The following is a 14,797-nucleotide window of genomic DNA, read 5'->3' on the forward strand; positions in this document are numbered from 1 at the left end:
CGCCATGCCGGTCATCGAGGTCGAGCACCTCCACAAGCGGTACGGGGACAAGGTCGCGGTCGACGACGTGTCGTTCACCGTCGAGCGCGGCGAGATCTTCGGGATCCTGGGCCCGAACGGCGCGGGCAAGACCACGACCGTCGAATGCCTGGAAGGCCTCCGGACGCCCGACGGCGGCCGGCTTTCGGTGCTGGGTCTCGACCCGCGCCGCGACCGGGCCGAGCTGCGCCAGCGCGTCGGCGTCCAGCTCCAGGAGGGCCGGCTGCAGGACAAGCTGCGGGTCGGCGAGCTGCTCGACCTCTACGCCGCCTTCTACCGCACCCCGGCGGACCCGGACCAGCTGCTCGCTACGCTCGGCCTGACCGAGCACCGCACCAAGGCCTACAAGAAGCTCTCCGGCGGTCAGCAGCAACGGCTGTCCATCGCGCTCGCGCTGATCGGGAGCCCGGAGCTGGCGGTGCTCGACGAGCTCACCACCGGCCTCGACCCGCAGGCCCGCCACGACACGTGGGACCTGATCGAGGCCGTGCGCGCCCAGGGCGTGACGATCCTGCTGGTCACGCACTTCATGGCCGAGGCCGAACGCCTCTGCGACCGGATCGCGGTGATCGACGCCGGCCGCGTCGTCGCGGTCGACTCACCGGCCGGGCTGGTCGCGCGGGTGAGCGACGAGCAGGTCGTGCGGTTCCGGCCGTCGGCGCCGCTCGACCCCGGTGTGTTCGAGGCGCTGCCCGAGGTCCGGACGGCCGAACGGAGCGGCGACCGCCTCGTGGTCTGTGGGAGCGGGAACGTGCTCCACGCGGTGACGTCGCTGCTCGCCCGGCTCGGCGTGATCGCCGGGGACCTGCGTGTCGAGCAGGCCGGCCTCGACGACGCCTTCGTCGCGCTCACCGGCCACCGGCCGGAATGAAGGGGGAATCCATGTCCGTCCTGACCAAGCTGACCACCGCCGAGGCCAAGGTGTTCCTGCGCGACCCGGGCGCTCCGGCCGTCGTCGTCGGCATCCCGCTCGCGCTGCTGCTGGTGTTCGGGCTCATGCCCGGCGCGAACGAGCCCGACCCGAAGTACGGCGGGCACAGCGCGCTGGCCACGGTGATCGCGCCGATGGCCGTCACGATCCTGCTGGCTATGCTGGCGCTGACGCTGTTCCCGAACGCGATGGCCACCTACCGCGAAAAGGGCCTGCTGAAACGCCTTTCCGCGAGCCCGGTGCCGCCGAGCCGGCTGCTCACCGCGCAGCTGCTGGTGAACCTGGCGGCCGCGGTCGTCGTGGTCCTGCTCATCGCGGGGGTCGGCGGGCTGGTGCTCGGCATTCCGTTGCCGGGCAACCCCGGCGGCTTCCTGCTCTCGATCGTCCTCGGCGCACTGGCGCTGTTCTCCGTCGGGCTGCTGGTGGCGGCGCTGGCGCCGACCGGCCGCGCGGCCAGCGGCATCGGCAGCGCGCTGTTCTTCCCGATGCTGGCGCTCGGCGGGGTCTGGGTGCCGAAGGAGCAGCTGCCGGTCTTCCTGCAGCACGTCGCCGACGTCCTGCCGCTGGGCGGCACGCTCAACGCGCTGCGCGCCACCTGGGCCGGCGACGCGCCGGAGCTGCTGCAGCTCGGCGCGATGGCGGCGTTCGCCGTCGTCTGCACCACGATCGCGGTGCGGGTGTTCCGATGGGAGTGACGACCGCGCCCGCACCCGCCGTCGTCCGGCCGGTAGCTGTAAAGCCGGTGGCGGTCGTGACGGCGCTGATGGCGATCCCGTTGCTGCTGACGGCGAACAGCTACGGCTACTTCGGCGACGAGCTGTACTTCCTCGCCGCCGGGCGCCACCTCGCGTGGGGATATGTCGACCAGCCCCCGCTGCTTCCGTTGCTGGCCAAGGCGATGGACGCGCTCGGGCACTCGCCGTTCGTGCTGCGGATCCCGGCGATGCTGGCGGTGCTCGCCGGGGTCGCGCTCACCGCGCTGATCGCCCGCGAGCTGGGCGGCGGCGCGAAGGCCCAGACGCTCGCCGCCGCGACTTTCGCCGTCTCGACGGAGTTCCTGGCGGGCGGGCACTACCTGGCGACGTCCACAGTGGACCCGTTTCTGTGGACACTGGTGCTGTGGCTGCTGGTCCGCTGGCTGCGCACCCGCGCCGACGGCCTGCTCGTCTGGGCCGGCGTCGTGACGGCGGTCGCGCTGTACACGAAGTTCCTCATCGGCGGTTTCTGGCTCGCCGCCGGGGTCGCGGTCCTCGTCTGCGGGCCACGGGAGCTGCTGCGGCGTCCCGCGTTGTGGCTCGGCGCGGCGATCGCCGTGGTGGCGCTGGTGCCGACGCTGCTCTGGCAGGCCACGCACGGCTGGCCGCAGCTGGGGATGGGCGCGGCGATCTCGCACGAGGTCGACGGGACCTGGGGCGGCCGGCTGACGTTCCTGCCGACGGCCCTGGTCACTGCCGGTCTCCCGGTGGGCGCCGTGCTGCTCTGCTACGGCCTGTGGCGGCTCCTGCGCAGCCGAGAGCTGCGCTTCCTCGGCTGGACGACCGTGCTGCTGACCGTCGTGTTCCTGGTGGTCAACGGCCGGTTCTACTACGTCGCCGGGATGTACCCGGTGTGCTGGGCGATGGCCGCCGTCGCGCTCGAACGCCGGGAACCGGCGCGCTGGTGGCGGCGGGTCGCGACCTGGCCGTGCTACGCGCTGGCCGTCGTGCTCGTCGTTCCGGTGGCGCTGCCGGTCTGGCCGCGGGCGTGGCTGACCGAGCACCCGTCGCTGCCGTCGCCCGTGTTCGCCTTCGCCGAGATCGGCTGGCCGGAAGGGGCCCGCTCGGTGGCAGGCGCGTTCGCCCGCCTGCCCGACCGGGACCGGACCGCGGTGGTGACCGGGACGTACTGGCAGGCGAGCGCGCTCGACCGCTACGGCCGCGACCTCGGTCTCCCCGAGCCGGCCAGCGGGAACCGCGGCTACGCGACGCTGGTCGTCCCGCCGGAAAGCACGACCGACGTGCTGTTCGTGGGCGAAGATCCGCGGCCGCTGCTCGGGCACTTCGCCGACCTGCGGCCGATCGGGGAGGTGGACACCGGCGCGGCGAAGCCGAGCCACTTCGACGGCGTGCCGCTGTGGCTGGCGACCGGCCGGACCGAGCCCTGGTCCGAGCTGTGGCCGAAGCTGGTGAACACGCACACGTGAGCCCGGCGTCACCATCCGCACGGTCACCCCGCACAGGCCCACGTAGGGTGCGGGAAGGACCGGCGCCGACCACGGACAAGGAGCATGATGGACGCCGTAGCCACGGCCCCCGACCAGGCGAAAGCCGAGCTCGCCCCCTTCGCCCGGCTGCCGGTCGCGCTGCTGGCGCTGGGCACGGCCACCGCCCTGCTGCTGACGGCCGGCCGCTACGGCTACTTCGGTGACGAGCTGTACTTCCTCGCCGCCGGGAAGCACCTGGCGTGGGGCTACGCCGACCAGCCGCCGCTCGTCCCGTTCCTGGCCTGGGCGATGGACTCCCTGGCGCCCGGGAACCTGGTCGTCTTCCGGCTGCCGGCGATCGCCGCGACCGCGGCCGGGGTGGTCGTCACCGCGCTGATCGCCCGGGAGCTCGGCGGGCAGCGCAAGGCGCAGGCACGCGCCGCGGCGGCGTACGCGATCTGCGGGCAGTTCGTCGGCAGCGGCCACTACCTGGCGACGTCGACGATCGACCCGCTGCTGTGGGCGCTCGTGCTGTGGCTGCTGGTCCGCTGGGTCCGCACCCGGGCCGACGCGCTCCTGGTGTGGCTCGGGGTCGTGACGGCGGTGGCGCTCAACGACAAGCTGCTCATCGGCGCGTTCTGGGTGGTGGCCGGGCTCGCGGTCCTCGTGGTCGGACCGCGGGAGCTGCTGCGCCGCCCGAAGCTCTGGCTGGGCGCGCTGATCGCCGCCGGCTCGCTGGTGCCCACGCTGCTGTGGCAGCGCGCGAACGGCTGGCCGCAGCTCGGCATGGGTGACGCGGTCGGCGCCGAGGTCGACGCGGCGGGCGGCCGCGAGAGCTTCGTCCCGAACCTCCTGGCCGGCGCCGGCTGGGTGATCGGCGCGCTCGGCATCCTCTACGGCGTGGCCGTGCTGCTCGGGAGCCGGCAGCTGCGGCCGTACCGGTTCCTCGGCTGGACGGCGCTGGGCGTCGTCGCGGTCTTCCTGGTCGCCAACGGGCGGTACTACTACGCCGCCGGGATGTTCGGCGTCCTGTGGGCCGCGGCCGCCGTCCACCTCGAGGCGCGGGAACCGGCTCGCTGGTGGCGGTGGGTGCCGACGTGGCCGGTCTTCGTGCTGTCCGCGCTGTTCAGCCTGCCGTTCACGCTGCCGCTCTGGCCCGCGCAGTGGCTGGCCGACCACCCGGGCGCGCCGCGGCCGGCCTACGCCGCCGAGGAGATCGGCTGGCCGGACCTCGCCGGCGACGTCGCCGCGCTGTACCGGACGGCACCGCCGGGCACGGCCGTCGTCACCGGCGGCTACTGGCAGGCGGGCGCGCTCGACCGGTACGGGCCCGAGCACGGCCTGCCCGAGGTCTCCAGCCCGAGCCGCGGCTTCTGGTACTTCGGCCGGCCCGCCGACGACGCCGACACGGTGCTCTTCGTCGGCTACGACCCGTCGAAGCTCGCGAAGTACTTCGGGAACGCGCAGCTCGCCGGGCAGGTCGGCAACCGGCTCGGCGTCGCGAACGCGAGCGAGCACATGCCGGTCTGGCGGCTCACCGGCCGGACCGCGACCTGGGCGGAGATCTGGCCGCGGCTCAAGGACATGAGAGCGTGAGCCTCGAGGTCGACTGGAGCCGGCCGATGTGGCCGCCGGAGTCGGCGCGGACCCCGGATGGCTGGCAGCCGTGGCTGTTCCGGGCCGAGCGCGTCCTGGCCATCGCGCTGCTGGCCGTCGCGACGGTGGTCACCCTCGGCGTCGGCGGGCACGACGCCCGCTGGTGGGCGACCACCGGCGCCCTGGTCGCCGCGACCGCGCTCTGGGTGCTCGCGACGGTGGTCTTCGCGCCGCCGCGGCTGCGCGAACGGCCGGGCTTCGCCCTGCTCACGTTCCTCGGCGTCATCGGGCTGGGCAGCGCCCTCGAAGTCCGGGACATCACGTTCCTCATCTTCATGATCTTCGCGTTCCTGGCCGCCATGCGGCTGCGGCCCACGTGGCTGGCCTTCGCCGCGCTGGCGGTGACGTCGCTGCTGATCAACACCCTCGGCAACGGCGGCCCGGTGCACGCCCTGCGGGAGCGCCCGGCCATCTGGGTCACGATCATCGTCGTGCAGACCGCGGCGATCGGGGGTGGCGGCCTGCTCTCGACGGCCATCGCCCGGCAGAACGAGGAACGCCGGCGCATGCTCGACGACCTCGCCGCGGCGCACGCGGAAAACGAAGGCCTGCAACGACAGTTGCTCAGCCAGGCCCGGGAAGCCGGGATCCTCGACGAGCGGCAGCGGCTGGCCCAGGAGATCCACGACACCCTGGCGCAGGGCTTCACCGGCATCATCACGCAGCTCGAGGCCGCCGCGCTGGCCCAGGACGAGCCGGCGGAACGGCAGCGGCACCTGGACTCCGCGACCGCGCTCGCGCGGGAGAACCTCACCGCCGCCCGGCGTTCGGTGCGCGCGCTGCACCCCGAGCCGCTGGACACCGCGACGCTGCCCGACGCGCTCGCCGGCGTCGCGGCGCGGTGGAGCGGGCGGACCGGCGTGCCCGCGGCGTTCACCACCACCGGCGACCCGCGGCCGCTGCACCCCGAGATCGAGTCGACCGTCCTGCGGGTCACCCAGGAGGCACTGTCCAATGTGGACAAGCATGCCGCGGCGAGCCGGGTCGGCCTCACGCTGTCCTACATGGACGACGAGGTGACCCTCGACGTCCGCGACGACGGCGCCGGGTTCACCCCCGGGCCCGGCCCCGGCTTCGGGTTGCCCGGGATGCGACGGCGCGTCGAGCGGCTCGCCGGTACGCTCCACGTCGAGTCCGAACCCGGCGGCGGCACCGCGATCTCGGCCGTCCTGCCCGCCGTCCCGTCCCCGCCGGAGGCCTCCGCATGACGATCACCGTGCTCATCGCCGACGACCACCCGATCGTCCGCGACGGGCTGCGCGGCATCTTCACCGGCCGCGGCTTCGAGGTCGTCGGCGAGGCGGCGAACGGCGCCGAAGCCGTGGCGCTGGCCGAGCGGCTGCGCCCCGACGTCGTGCTGATGGACCTGCGGATGCCGGGCACCGACGGCGTCGCCGCGATCACCGAGCTGGCCCGGCTGGGCAACCCGGCGCGGGTCCTGGTGCTCACGACCTACGACACCGACTCCGACGTCCTGCCCGCCGTCGAGGCCGGCGCGACGGGCTACCTGCTCAAGGACGCCCCGCGCGAGGACCTCTTCCGCGCCGTCGAAGCCGCCGCCCGCGGGGAGGCCGTGCTCTCCCCCGCGGTCGCGAGCCGGCTGCTGGGCCGGATGCGCGCGCCGGTGCGGGAAGCGCTGTCGCAGCGCGAGCTCGAAGTGCTCACCCTGGTCGCCCGCGGCTCGACGAACAAGGAAGCGGCGAAGAAGCTCTTCATCAGCGAAGCGACCGTCAAGACGCACCTGATCCACGTCTACGCGAAGCTCGGCGTGAAGGACCGCGCGGCGGCCGTCGCGGTCGCGTTCGAACGCGGGCTGCTGGGCTCCTAGAGCGTCCAGCCGGTGGTCCCGGCCCACTTCTCCGCGCGGCCGAACACGCCGTTGACGAACTCCTGCTTCTCCTCCGCGTAGGACGCGACGTTGCCGTCCCCGGCGTGCGCGCCGGCCAGCCGCAGCTTCACGTCGCGGTAGTCGTCGCGCTCGTCCGGGTTCGCGCGCAGGTAGTCGCGGAACAGCAGCGCGAGCCGCCACGCGGGCGTCTCCTCGGACCGGACGTGCAGGTTCACCGCGCGCTTCGGGTCGGCGCCGACGTGCAGGCGCTTGGGCCAGGGGTCGCCGCCGTCCGGGGCGTCGTCGTACCAGTCACCCTCGAGCCGCGGGAACCCGGCGTCGGACAGCAGCTCCTCGAGCGTGTCGGCGTCGGCCAAGGTGGCCACCGTGAGCTGGAGGTCGAGGACGTCCTTGGCGGGCAGGCCGGGGACCGCGGTGGAGCCGATGTGGTCGGCGCGGCGGGCCAGCTCCCCCGCCACCGCGCGGACCCGGGCGAGCACCCGCTCGGCCTGCGCCGGCCAGGTGAGGTCGTACTCGGCGATCTTCGGGGACACCGGCGGCCGCGGCCGCCTCAGCCGGATGTTCGCCTCGAACGGCACGAGCCGGTCGGCCCACAGCGCGTCGACGTCGGCGAGCACGGCGTCTTCGGCACCGCCGTTGTCCAGGAACACATCCGCGACGGCGCGGCGCTGCTCGTCGCTCGCCTGCGCCCGGATCCGGGCCCGCGCGTCGTACTCGGCCATGCCCCGCGCCGTCACCAGCCGCCGGACCCGCACCTCGACCGGCGCGTCGACGACCACGACCAGGTGGTACGCCGTCGCGAGGCCGTTTTCGACCAGCAGCGGGATGTCGTGGACGATGACGGCGTCCGGCGCGGCGGCGGCCATCAGCTCGCCGGTGCGGGCGCCGACCAGCGGGTGCACGATCGCGTTCAGCCGGCGCCGCGACTCGTCGTCGGCGAACGCCTTCGCGGCGAGCGCCGGCCGGTCGAGCGAACCGTCGGCGGCCAGGATCTCCTCGCCGAACTCCTCGACGAGCCGGGCGAGCCCCTCGGTACCGGGCTCGACCACCTCGCGGGCGATCCGGTCCGAGTCGATCAGGACGGCGCCGTGCTCGGCGAGCCGGTTCGCCACGGTCGACTTGCCGGCCCCGATCCCACCCGTCAACCCCACACGCAGCATGCCGATCACCCTAGTCAGCCCGGATCCGGCCGCCGGTCACCGGCCCGCCCGCGCCACGGCGTGGTCAGTGCACACGGACGGGTGACCCGCAAGTGATCGTGACGCGTGACTCAACCGATATCCGGACACGCCGCGTTGCTTACTCACCTTGACCGGGCCGAGTGCGTACCGTCCGCGCGACAGGGTCGCCCACACGGAGGAACGATGGCGGACAGCAAGCACGCCGGAAAGCACCGGCTCGGCACGCCGGGGCTGGTGCACTGCCTTCTGCACCGCACCGTGGCCGACGCGCTGGCGGGCTACCGCCGGACCTGGCTCAACGCCCTGCTCGTGCCGGCCAGGCACAGCTTCGCCGGACTCCGCCGCAAGGCCCGCGCCGCCGCCCTCGAGCGCATCTGGGTCCCGGCCGTCGGCACCGCGACCGTGCGGCCGCTGACAGCCCGCGCCGCCTGACCGTCCCCCGCTCAGCCCCTGCTCAACGCCCGGTTTCGCGCGTCTCGATCGCGATCTCCGACGACAGCGTCCGGTGCACCGGGCACTTGTCGGCGATCAGCATGAGCTTCGCGCGCTGGTCGTCGTCCAGCTCGCCCTCCAGCTCGATCTCCCGCGTGATCCGGCTCAGCATCCCGCGTTCGGTCTCGCACTTGGCGCAGTCCTCGGCGTGGATGCGGTCGTGCCGGAGCCGGATGGTCGCCCGGGTGAGCGGGAAGCCCTTGCGGTCCGCGTACATCCGCAGCGTGATCGCCGTGCACGAACCCAGCGACGCGAGCAGCAGCTCGTACGGGTTCGGGCCGGCGTCGGCGCCGCCGACCGCGACCGGTTCGTCGACGAGCAGCTCGTGGGTCGCCGTCGTGACCCGCTGCGTGTAGGTGCCGTCGCCGGTCGCGGTGACGACGACCGTGCCGGGCTCGGGGTGCTCCATCCGCGTCAGTCCTCCCAGGGTGAGTCCAAGATCGTGGTGACGAAGTCCGTCCGCTCGAAGCCTGGCACGAACCGGGCCAGTACATCGGCTTTGACGTTCCCGAACGCCGTGTCGGGCCGGTCACGGATGCCGTCGGTGAACGCCGCGAGGATGCGCCGCTTGAAGTCCGGCCGCGGGTGCGCGGCCACGATCGCGGCCCGCTCCTCGGCGGGGAGGTCGTGGTAGCCGATGCCGAGGACGTCGTACTCGACCCCGGCCGTCACCAGCGCGATCTCGGGTTCCATGTGCTCGGGGATGCCCGGGGTGGTGTGCAGCGCGACGGCCGTCCAGGCGATCCGGGCGCGGTCGGCGTCGACGCCGTGGTCCAGCAGGAAGCGCCGGGCCTCGTCCGCGCCGTCGAGCTCGAAGCGCCGGTCGGAGCGGTGGCCCTCGACCAGCCCGAGGTCGTGGAACAGGGCCGCCACGTAGAGCAGTTCGGCGTCGAAGGCGAGGCCGCGGCGCCGGCCCTGGAGAGCGCCGAACCGGTAGACGCGGGCGGAGTGGTCGTACAGGAGCGGGCCCGCGGTGTCGCGGACGTACTCGGTGGCTTCGCGGGCGAGCGCGGTGCCGGGGACGTCGATGGTCATGACGCCGACGATGCCCGCCCGCGCGGTGCTCGGACATGCGTCCGGCGGACGGGAATCCCGCACATCCGGACATCCGGCGCATTCCCAAGACGCGCCGGATATCGTATCTTTTGCTGCGGGTGGGTCACCCGGACGTCGTTGTGCGCGAAGGGGGTGCGCCGTGGCCACCAGGCATCTGTCGACGCGCCCCGTCGAGCAGGGCCACCGTGAGCGTTTCCTGGACACGGCGTTGGGGGTGCTGCTCGACCGGGGTGTCACGGGGCTGACCGTGCGCGGGGTGGCCGAGGCGGCCGGCGCGTCGACGATCTCGGTGTACGCCCGCTTCGGCGGCCGCGCGGGCCTGCTCGACGCGCTGTACGAGCGCACGTTCGACTCGCTGCGGGAGCTGCTCGAAGGCCTGCCGGTGGCGACCCCGGACGGGATCGCGGACCTGATGCACCTCGCGCTCGAGTACCGGCTGTTCGCCCGGGAGAGCCCGGTCCGCTATTCGCTGATGTTCGAACGCCCGGTCCCGGGGTTCGACCCGGACCCGGCGCTGCGGTCGGCGGTCGTGCGGACGACGTTCACCCTGTTCATCGCCCGGGTCCAGCGGGTGTGCCCACCGGAGGCGGACGCCCGCGAGACGGCGTACCAGCTGTGGACGGCGATGCACGGCCTGGTCGGGGCGGAGCTGATGCTGGCTTCGCGGACGCCGTTGCCGGACTGGTTCATCCCGCCGACCGAAGAGGCGAACGAGCGGATGTACCGCCGGGGAGTCGCCGCGATGATGACCGGCCTGGGCCTGCGCAACCGCTGAGCCGAGCCCGAAACCCGAGCCTGGAACGCAGCGAACCCCCGGTCCACTCGGGACCGGGGGTTCGCTGTCAGCTCAGACGCTCAGAGCGCTGGTGCTCACGCACCACCGGAGAGCTTCTCGCGGAGCGCCGCGAGCTGCTCGTCGGAGGCGAGGGTGCCGCCGGTGCTCTTCGTGTCGGTCGAGGTCGAACCCGAGGTGTAGCTCTCCGAGCCACCCTCGACGCCGGTCGCGGCGTCGGCCGCCGCTTCCGCGTCGGCCTCGACGGCCTTCTGGACCTGCTTCATGTGGGCCTCGTAACGAGTGTGGGCCTGCGCGTACTGGCCCTCCCACTCCTCACGCTGCTTGTCGAAGCCTTCCTGCCACTCCTGCGTGTCCGGGTCGAAGCCCTCGGGGTAGATGTAGTTCCCCTCGGTGTCGTACTCGGCCGCCATGCCGTACTGGGCCGGGTCGAACTCGGTGTCGGGCGTGACACCCTCGTTCGCCTGCTTCAGCGACAGCGAGATGCGACGACGCTCGAGGTCGATGTCGATGACCTTGACCATGACGTCGCCGTTGACCTGGACGACCTGCTCCGGGATCTCGACGTGGCGCTCGGCCAGCTCCGAGATGTGGACCAGACCCTCGATGCCCTCTTCGACGCGCACGAACGCACCGAACGGAACCAGCTTGGTGACCTTGCCCGGCACGATCTGACCGATCGCGTGGGTGCGGGCGAACTGACGCCACGGGTCTTCCTGGGTCGCCTTCAGCGACAGCGAGACGCGCTCGCGGTCCATGTCGACGTCCAGAACCTCGACCGTGACCTCCTGGCCGACCTCGACGACCTCGGACGGGTGGTCGATGTGCTTCCAGGACAGCTCGGAAACGTGCACCAGGCCGTCGACGCCACCCAGGTCCACGAAGGCACCGAAGTTGACGATGGACGACACGACGCCCTTGCGGACCTGGCCCTTGGCGAGCGCGTTGAGGAACTCGCTGCGCACCTCGGACTGGGTCTGCTCGAGGTAGGCGCGACGGGACAGGACCACGTTGTTGCGGTTCTTGTCCAGCTCGATGATCTTCGCCTCGAGCTCGCGGCCGACGTACGGCTGCAGGTCGCGGACGCGGCGCATCTCGACCAGCGACGCGGGGAGGAAGCCGCGCAGGCCGATGTCCAGGATGAGGCCGCCCTTGACGACCTCGATGACGGTGCCCTTGACGGGCTCGTCCTTCTCCTTGAGCTCCTCGATCGTGCCCCAGGCGCGCTCGTACTGCGCGCGCTTCTTGGACAGGATCAGACGGCCTTCCTTGTCCTCCTTCTGGAGAACCAGGGCTTCGACCTCATCGCCGACGGTGACAACCTCAGCCGGGTCGACATCGTGCTTGATGGACAGCTCACGCGAGGGGATGACGCCCTCGGTCTTGTAGCCGATGTCGAGCAGGACTTCGTCGCGATCGACCTTGACGATGGTGCCCTCGACGATGTCGCCATCGTTGAAGTACTTGATCGTCTTGTCGATAGCCGCGAGGAAATCTTCCTCCGACCCGATGTCGTTGATGGCGACCTGCGGGGCCGCGTTCGGGGCGGTCGGGGCGGTGGCGGTGTCGATGGTCATTAGGCGGGTTGCTCCGGTGGATGGGATCGAGGGTTGGCAGTTGTCGGCGCGATGGGCTGTTGTGAGCATGCGACGACCCTGCGAGCAAACGTCCACCAGTGAACGACCGCGGCATGACCCGCATAACGGTGCGCGACCCCGAGCCCGACCTGGAAAGCTGAGCGGAAGGCAGCGCGAACCCACTGCGCTAACACTTATCCTACGCGGCGGCCGCTAGGCGGCACAATCAGGGTCCCCCACGATCGCTAAGGTCCTCGCGGAAGCAAACCGCACGCACCAGGACGCAGGGACCGGAGACCACCATCATGCCACCGGAGGACCCGCCCGCGCCGGGGCGCCACGACGCGGCCGAGCACCGGCTCGGCACCACGGCCGTCGCCTACCGCACGGTCGGGGGCCCCGAAGCCGCCGCCGCGAACCTCGCCTGGTGGGACGCCGACGCCGACGACTACCAGGCCGAACACGGCGGTTTCCTCGGCGACGCCGACTTCGTCTGGTGCCCGGAAGGGGTGCGGGAGGCCGACGCGCGGCTGCTCGGCGACGTACGCGGCAAGCGCGTGCTGGAGGTCGGCTGCGGGCAGGCCGCGTGCTCGCGCTGGCTCGCGGCGCAGGGCGCCCGCGCCGTGGCGACCGACCTGTCCGCCGGCATGCTGCGCCACGCCCGCGCGGGCAACGACCGCACCGGCGCCGCCGTCCCGCTGGTGCAGGCGAACGCCGAGTACCTGCCGCTGGCGTCGGGCAGCTTCGACGCGGCCTGCTCGGCCTTCGGCGCGATCCCGTTCGTGGCCTCGGTCGGCGCCGTCTTCGCCGAGGTGCACCGGGTGCTGCGGCCGGGCGCGCCGTGGGTGTTCTCGGTGACCCACCCGATGCGGTGGATCTTCCCGGACGACCCCGGCCCGCAGGGGCTCACCGTCACCCAGCCCTACTTCGACCGCACGCCGTACGTCGAGGTCGACGACGAGGGCACCGCCACCTACGTCGAGTACCACCACACCCTCGGCGACTACGTGCGCGCGCTGGCCGCGGCCGGGTTCACCCTCGTCGACCTGGTCGAGCCCGAGTGGCCGGAGGGGCACACGCGGGTCTGGGGCCAGTGGAGCCCGTTGCGGGGCCGGCTCTTCCCGGGCACCGCGATCTTCCGCACGCGCCGCCCGTGAACCCCCTCGAGCGGGAGCAGAACGCGCGGTTCGCCGCGCTCGACCCGCAGCTGCCGCCGATCGCCGCCCCGCCGGCGGCGAGCGAGCCGCTGGTGGTGACCACCGGCGGGCGCCGGGCGGGCGGCCTGCTGACGCACGTCGTGCACGCGCCGGGGGCGTGGCCCGCGCTGTGGGGGCCGCTGGAGATCTGGGACCTGACCGCGGTCCCGGGCGACAGCGGCGCGGCGGGCCTGACCGCGTTGCTCGGGGCCTGGCGCCACCGGCTGCGCGGCACGCGGCCCGGCCTGGACTCGGGCTGCACGGTGGCCTGGCCGAGCCGCGACGCCGAGGCGTCGGCGGTCCTGCTGGCCCACGGCTTCGCGCCGATGACGTGCCTGGCGGTGCGGCCGCCCGGGCCGCCCACCGGCGAAGGTCCGTCGCGGGTGTCCGTCCGCCTCGCCGGCGAGGGCGACGTCGAAGCCCTCACCGACCTGCGCCTGGCCGAGTGGCGCTACACGTCGATGGTCGGCACCGCGGTACCGCGGCCCGGCGCGCGGGCGCTGCTGCGCGCGGAGGTCGTGCGCGCGCTGCGCTTCACCGGCCTGGTCTGGCTCGCGGAGGACGACGGCGTCCCGGTGGGCCTGGCCGCGTGCGCGCCCGCCTCGCCCCGGCCGGGCGACGGCATCCACGGCCGGCTGCACCCGGGCCGCTGGGGGTACGTCGACACGCTGTCGGTCGCGCCCGGCGCGCGGGGCGGCGGCGTGGGCCGGGCGCTGATGGCGGTGGCCCATCGCGAGCTGCTCGGGCCGGAGGTGCGCGGTACGTTCCTCTTCTACCACCCGGCGAACCCGCTCTCGCCGGTGTTCTGGCACCGGCAGGGCTATCGTCCACTGTGGACGATGTGGATCCGGCGACCCGCCTGGTCCTGACCGATCGCAGCAGGGGGACCCATGGAGATCGCCGAGCCGCTGCTCGCCGCCCACCGCGCGCGCTTCGCGGCGGTCGACGCGCTGCTGCCGCCCGCCGCGCCTCCGGCCGAGGGACGGCGGCTGGACGCCGCGACCGCGGACGGCACCCGGGTCGCCGGCGTGCTGCAGCGGCACCGCGTGGCGCCCGGCGACGTCACGACGCTCTGGGCCGCCGCCGACACCTGGCAGCTCTTCCCGTACATCGGCGCCACCGGCACCGAAGGCGTCGATCTCCTGCTTCGCGCGCTCAAGGGCACGCTGGAGACGGAGGAGACCGGCGACGACTCCGCGTGCGTCGTCTTCTGGCCCAGCCGCGACGCCGAGGCGATCCGCGCCTTCCTCGACCACGGTCTCGTCCCGCTGTCCGCGGTCGGCGTGCGCACGGCTCCCCCGGCCGAGCCGGACCCGGCGGTCGCCGTCCGCCGCGCCGGGCCCGGCGACTTCGCCGTGGCGCTGGCGCTGGCGGCCGCGACGTTCGACTACACCGGTCTCGTGGCCGTGGCCCGCCGGGCGGACACGGCCGAGCTGCTCGCCCCCGCGCTGCGCGCCGCGCTGGCCGAGGACGAGCCGGCGGTGTGGCTGGCCGAGGAGGACGGCGAGGCCCGCGCCCTCGCGCACTGCGCGTGGGTCGACGCGACCCCGGGGAGCGCGGCGGCCGAGCTGCTCCCGCCGGGCCGCTGGGGCTACGTGAACAACGTGGTGACGGCGCCCGGTGAGCGCGGCAGCGGCTTCGGCCGGGCGCTGATGGCCCACGTGCACCGGGAGCTGCACCGCGGCGGCGCCACCCGCACGTACCTCTACTACAACCCGACCAACCCGCTGGCTTCGGTGTTCTGGCACCGGCAGGGTTATCGCCCGCTGTGGACCAGCTGGGAGGTCCGCCCGGCGTCCGCGCTCCGCTGAGCAGGGCAGCGACCGGTCGGAGGTCTGCCGCGGC

The 14,797-nt window shown here is 73.4% G+C and carries 15 protein-coding genes; 11 read left to right on the top strand and 4 right to left on the bottom strand.

All coding sequences use genetic code 11. The features are described 5' to 3' along the window. Positions 1-4 precede the first annotated feature (4 nt). The 6 genes from ACZ7OU_RS38620 (at position 5) to ACZ7OU_RS38645 (ending at position 6,636) form a co-directional block, all read left to right on the top strand. The gene (locus ACZ7OU_RS38620) at positions 5-910 is read left to right on the top strand and encodes an ABC transporter ATP-binding protein (protein WP_470259102.1); all 906 of its coding nucleotides are present in this window, start codon (positions 5-7) and stop codon (positions 908-910) included. Between the two features lie 11 nt (positions 911-921). After that, on the top strand, positions 922-1,665 hold the full coding sequence (locus tag ACZ7OU_RS38625) for an ABC transporter permease (RefSeq protein WP_470259103.1): 744 nt from the start codon (positions 922-924) through the stop codon (positions 1,663-1,665). Next, entirely contained in the window at positions 1,656-3,152 is a 1,497-nt protein-coding gene (locus tag ACZ7OU_RS38630) for an ArnT family glycosyltransferase (RefSeq protein ID WP_470259104.1), read from the top strand. Before ACZ7OU_RS38625 ends, ACZ7OU_RS38630 begins: the two co-directional genes overlap by 10 nt. 87 nt (positions 3,153-3,239) lie before the next feature. Then, complete coding sequence (locus tag ACZ7OU_RS38635) at positions 3,240-4,748, top strand: ArnT family glycosyltransferase (protein ID WP_470259105.1); 1,509 nt, start codon at positions 3,240-3,242, stop codon at positions 4,746-4,748. After that, entirely contained in the window at positions 4,745-6,016 is a 1,272-nt protein-coding gene (locus tag ACZ7OU_RS38640; protein ID WP_470259106.1) for a histidine kinase, read from the top strand. Before ACZ7OU_RS38635 ends, ACZ7OU_RS38640 begins: the two co-directional genes overlap by 4 nt. After that, the gene (locus tag ACZ7OU_RS38645; protein WP_470259107.1) at positions 6,013-6,636 is read left to right on the top strand and encodes a response regulator; all 624 of its coding nucleotides are present in this window, start codon (positions 6,013-6,015) and stop codon (positions 6,634-6,636) included. Before ACZ7OU_RS38640 ends, ACZ7OU_RS38645 begins: the two co-directional genes overlap by 4 nt. Here ACZ7OU_RS38645 and coaE read toward each other — a convergent pair. Then, positions 6,633-7,817, bottom strand: a complete 1,185-nt coding sequence (coaE, locus tag ACZ7OU_RS38650; protein ID WP_470259108.1) for a dephospho-CoA kinase — start codon at positions 7,815-7,817, stop codon at positions 6,633-6,635. The two genes, ACZ7OU_RS38645 and coaE, sit on opposite strands and share 4 nt — an antisense overlap. A gap of 204 nt (positions 7,818-8,021) precedes the next feature. On the opposite strand from coaE, the gene ACZ7OU_RS38655 reads away from it, so the two are divergent. Then, entirely contained in the window at positions 8,022-8,270 is a 249-nt protein-coding gene (locus ACZ7OU_RS38655; RefSeq protein WP_470246391.1) for a hypothetical protein, read from the top strand. 22 nt (positions 8,271-8,292) lie between these two features. Here ACZ7OU_RS38655 and ACZ7OU_RS38660 read toward each other — a convergent pair whose 3' ends face one another. Then, positions 8,293-8,739: an OsmC family protein gene (locus ACZ7OU_RS38660; protein WP_470259109.1), complete on the bottom strand. Its 447-nt coding sequence runs from the start codon at positions 8,737-8,739 to the stop codon at positions 8,293-8,295. Positions 8,740-8,744: 5 nt separating this feature from the next. Next, positions 8,745-9,365 (bottom strand): HD domain-containing protein, encoded by a 621-nt coding sequence (locus ACZ7OU_RS38665; RefSeq protein WP_470259110.1) that lies wholly within the window; start codon positions 9,363-9,365, stop codon positions 8,745-8,747. A 160-nt stretch (positions 9,366-9,525) separates the two neighbouring features. Between ACZ7OU_RS38665 and ACZ7OU_RS38670 the strand changes: the two genes are divergently transcribed. Further along, the gene (locus tag ACZ7OU_RS38670; RefSeq protein WP_470259111.1) at positions 9,526-10,161 is read left to right on the top strand and encodes a TetR/AcrR family transcriptional regulator; all 636 of its coding nucleotides are present in this window, start codon (positions 9,526-9,528) and stop codon (positions 10,159-10,161) included. A gap of 95 nt (positions 10,162-10,256) precedes the next feature. On the opposite strand, the gene rpsA is transcribed toward ACZ7OU_RS38670, so the two are convergent. Then, on the bottom strand, positions 10,257-11,756 hold the full coding sequence (gene rpsA, locus ACZ7OU_RS38675; RefSeq protein ID WP_470246387.1) for a 30S ribosomal protein S1: 1,500 nt from the start codon (positions 11,754-11,756) through the stop codon (positions 10,257-10,259). Positions 11,757-12,061: 305 nt separating this feature from the next. Between rpsA and ACZ7OU_RS38680 the strand changes: the two genes are divergently transcribed. Genes ACZ7OU_RS38680 through ACZ7OU_RS38690 form a run of 3 tightly spaced genes read left to right on the top strand, consistent with a single transcriptional unit; the run spans position 12,062 to position 14,763 of the window. After that, positions 12,062-12,913 (top strand): class I SAM-dependent methyltransferase, encoded by an 852-nt coding sequence (locus tag ACZ7OU_RS38680; protein WP_470259112.1) that lies wholly within the window; start codon positions 12,062-12,064, stop codon positions 12,911-12,913. Next, positions 12,910-13,821, top strand: coding sequence for a GNAT family N-acetyltransferase (locus tag ACZ7OU_RS38685; RefSeq protein WP_470259113.1), 912 nt, complete (start codon positions 12,910-12,912; stop codon positions 13,819-13,821). Before ACZ7OU_RS38680 ends, ACZ7OU_RS38685 begins: the two co-directional genes overlap by 4 nt. Positions 13,822-13,842: 21 nt before the next feature. Further along, on the top strand, positions 13,843-14,763 hold the full coding sequence (locus ACZ7OU_RS38690; protein WP_470259114.1) for a GNAT family N-acetyltransferase: 921 nt from the start codon (positions 13,843-13,845) through the stop codon (positions 14,761-14,763). Positions 14,764-14,797 lie beyond the last annotated feature (34 nt).

The sequence above is a fragment of the Amycolatopsis sp. NPDC114505 genome, assembly GCF_055633615.1.

What these genes read in the sequence shown, in the direction of transcription:
- ACZ7OU_RS38620 (WP_470259102.1), top strand. Translation starts at nt 5, where the DNA reads ATGCCGGTCATCGAGGTCGAGCACCTCCACAAGCGGTACGGGGACAAG.
- ACZ7OU_RS38625 (WP_470259103.1), top strand. Translation starts at nt 922, where the DNA reads ATGTCCGTCCTGACCAAGCTGACCACCGCCGAGGCCAAGGTGTTCCTG.
- ACZ7OU_RS38630 (WP_470259104.1), top strand. Translation starts at nt 1,656, where the DNA reads ATGGGAGTGACGACCGCGCCCGCACCCGCCGTCGTCCGGCCGGTAGCT.
- ACZ7OU_RS38635 (WP_470259105.1), top strand. Translation starts at nt 3,240, where the DNA reads ATGGACGCCGTAGCCACGGCCCCCGACCAGGCGAAAGCCGAGCTCGCC.
- ACZ7OU_RS38645 (WP_470259107.1), top strand. Translation starts at nt 6,013, where the DNA reads ATGACGATCACCGTGCTCATCGCCGACGACCACCCGATCGTCCGCGAC.
- coaE (WP_470259108.1), bottom strand. Translation starts at nt 7,817, where the DNA reads ATGCTGCGTGTGGGGTTGACGGGTGGGATCGGGGCCGGCAAGTCGACC.
- ACZ7OU_RS38655 (WP_470246391.1), top strand. Translation starts at nt 8,022, where the DNA reads ATGGCGGACAGCAAGCACGCCGGAAAGCACCGGCTCGGCACGCCGGGG.
- ACZ7OU_RS38660 (WP_470259109.1), bottom strand. Translation starts at nt 8,739, where the DNA reads ATGGAGCACCCCGAGCCCGGCACGGTCGTCGTCACCGCGACCGGCGAC.
- ACZ7OU_RS38665 (WP_470259110.1), bottom strand. Translation starts at nt 9,365, where the DNA reads ATGACCATCGACGTCCCCGGCACCGCGCTCGCCCGCGAAGCCACCGAG.
- rpsA (WP_470246387.1), bottom strand. Translation starts at nt 11,756, where the DNA reads ATGACCATCGACACCGCCACCGCCCCGACCGCCCCGAACGCGGCCCCG.
- ACZ7OU_RS38680 (WP_470259112.1), top strand. Translation starts at nt 12,062, where the DNA reads ATGCCACCGGAGGACCCGCCCGCGCCGGGGCGCCACGACGCGGCCGAG.
- ACZ7OU_RS38690 (WP_470259114.1), top strand. Translation starts at nt 13,843, where the DNA reads ATGGAGATCGCCGAGCCGCTGCTCGCCGCCCACCGCGCGCGCTTCGCG.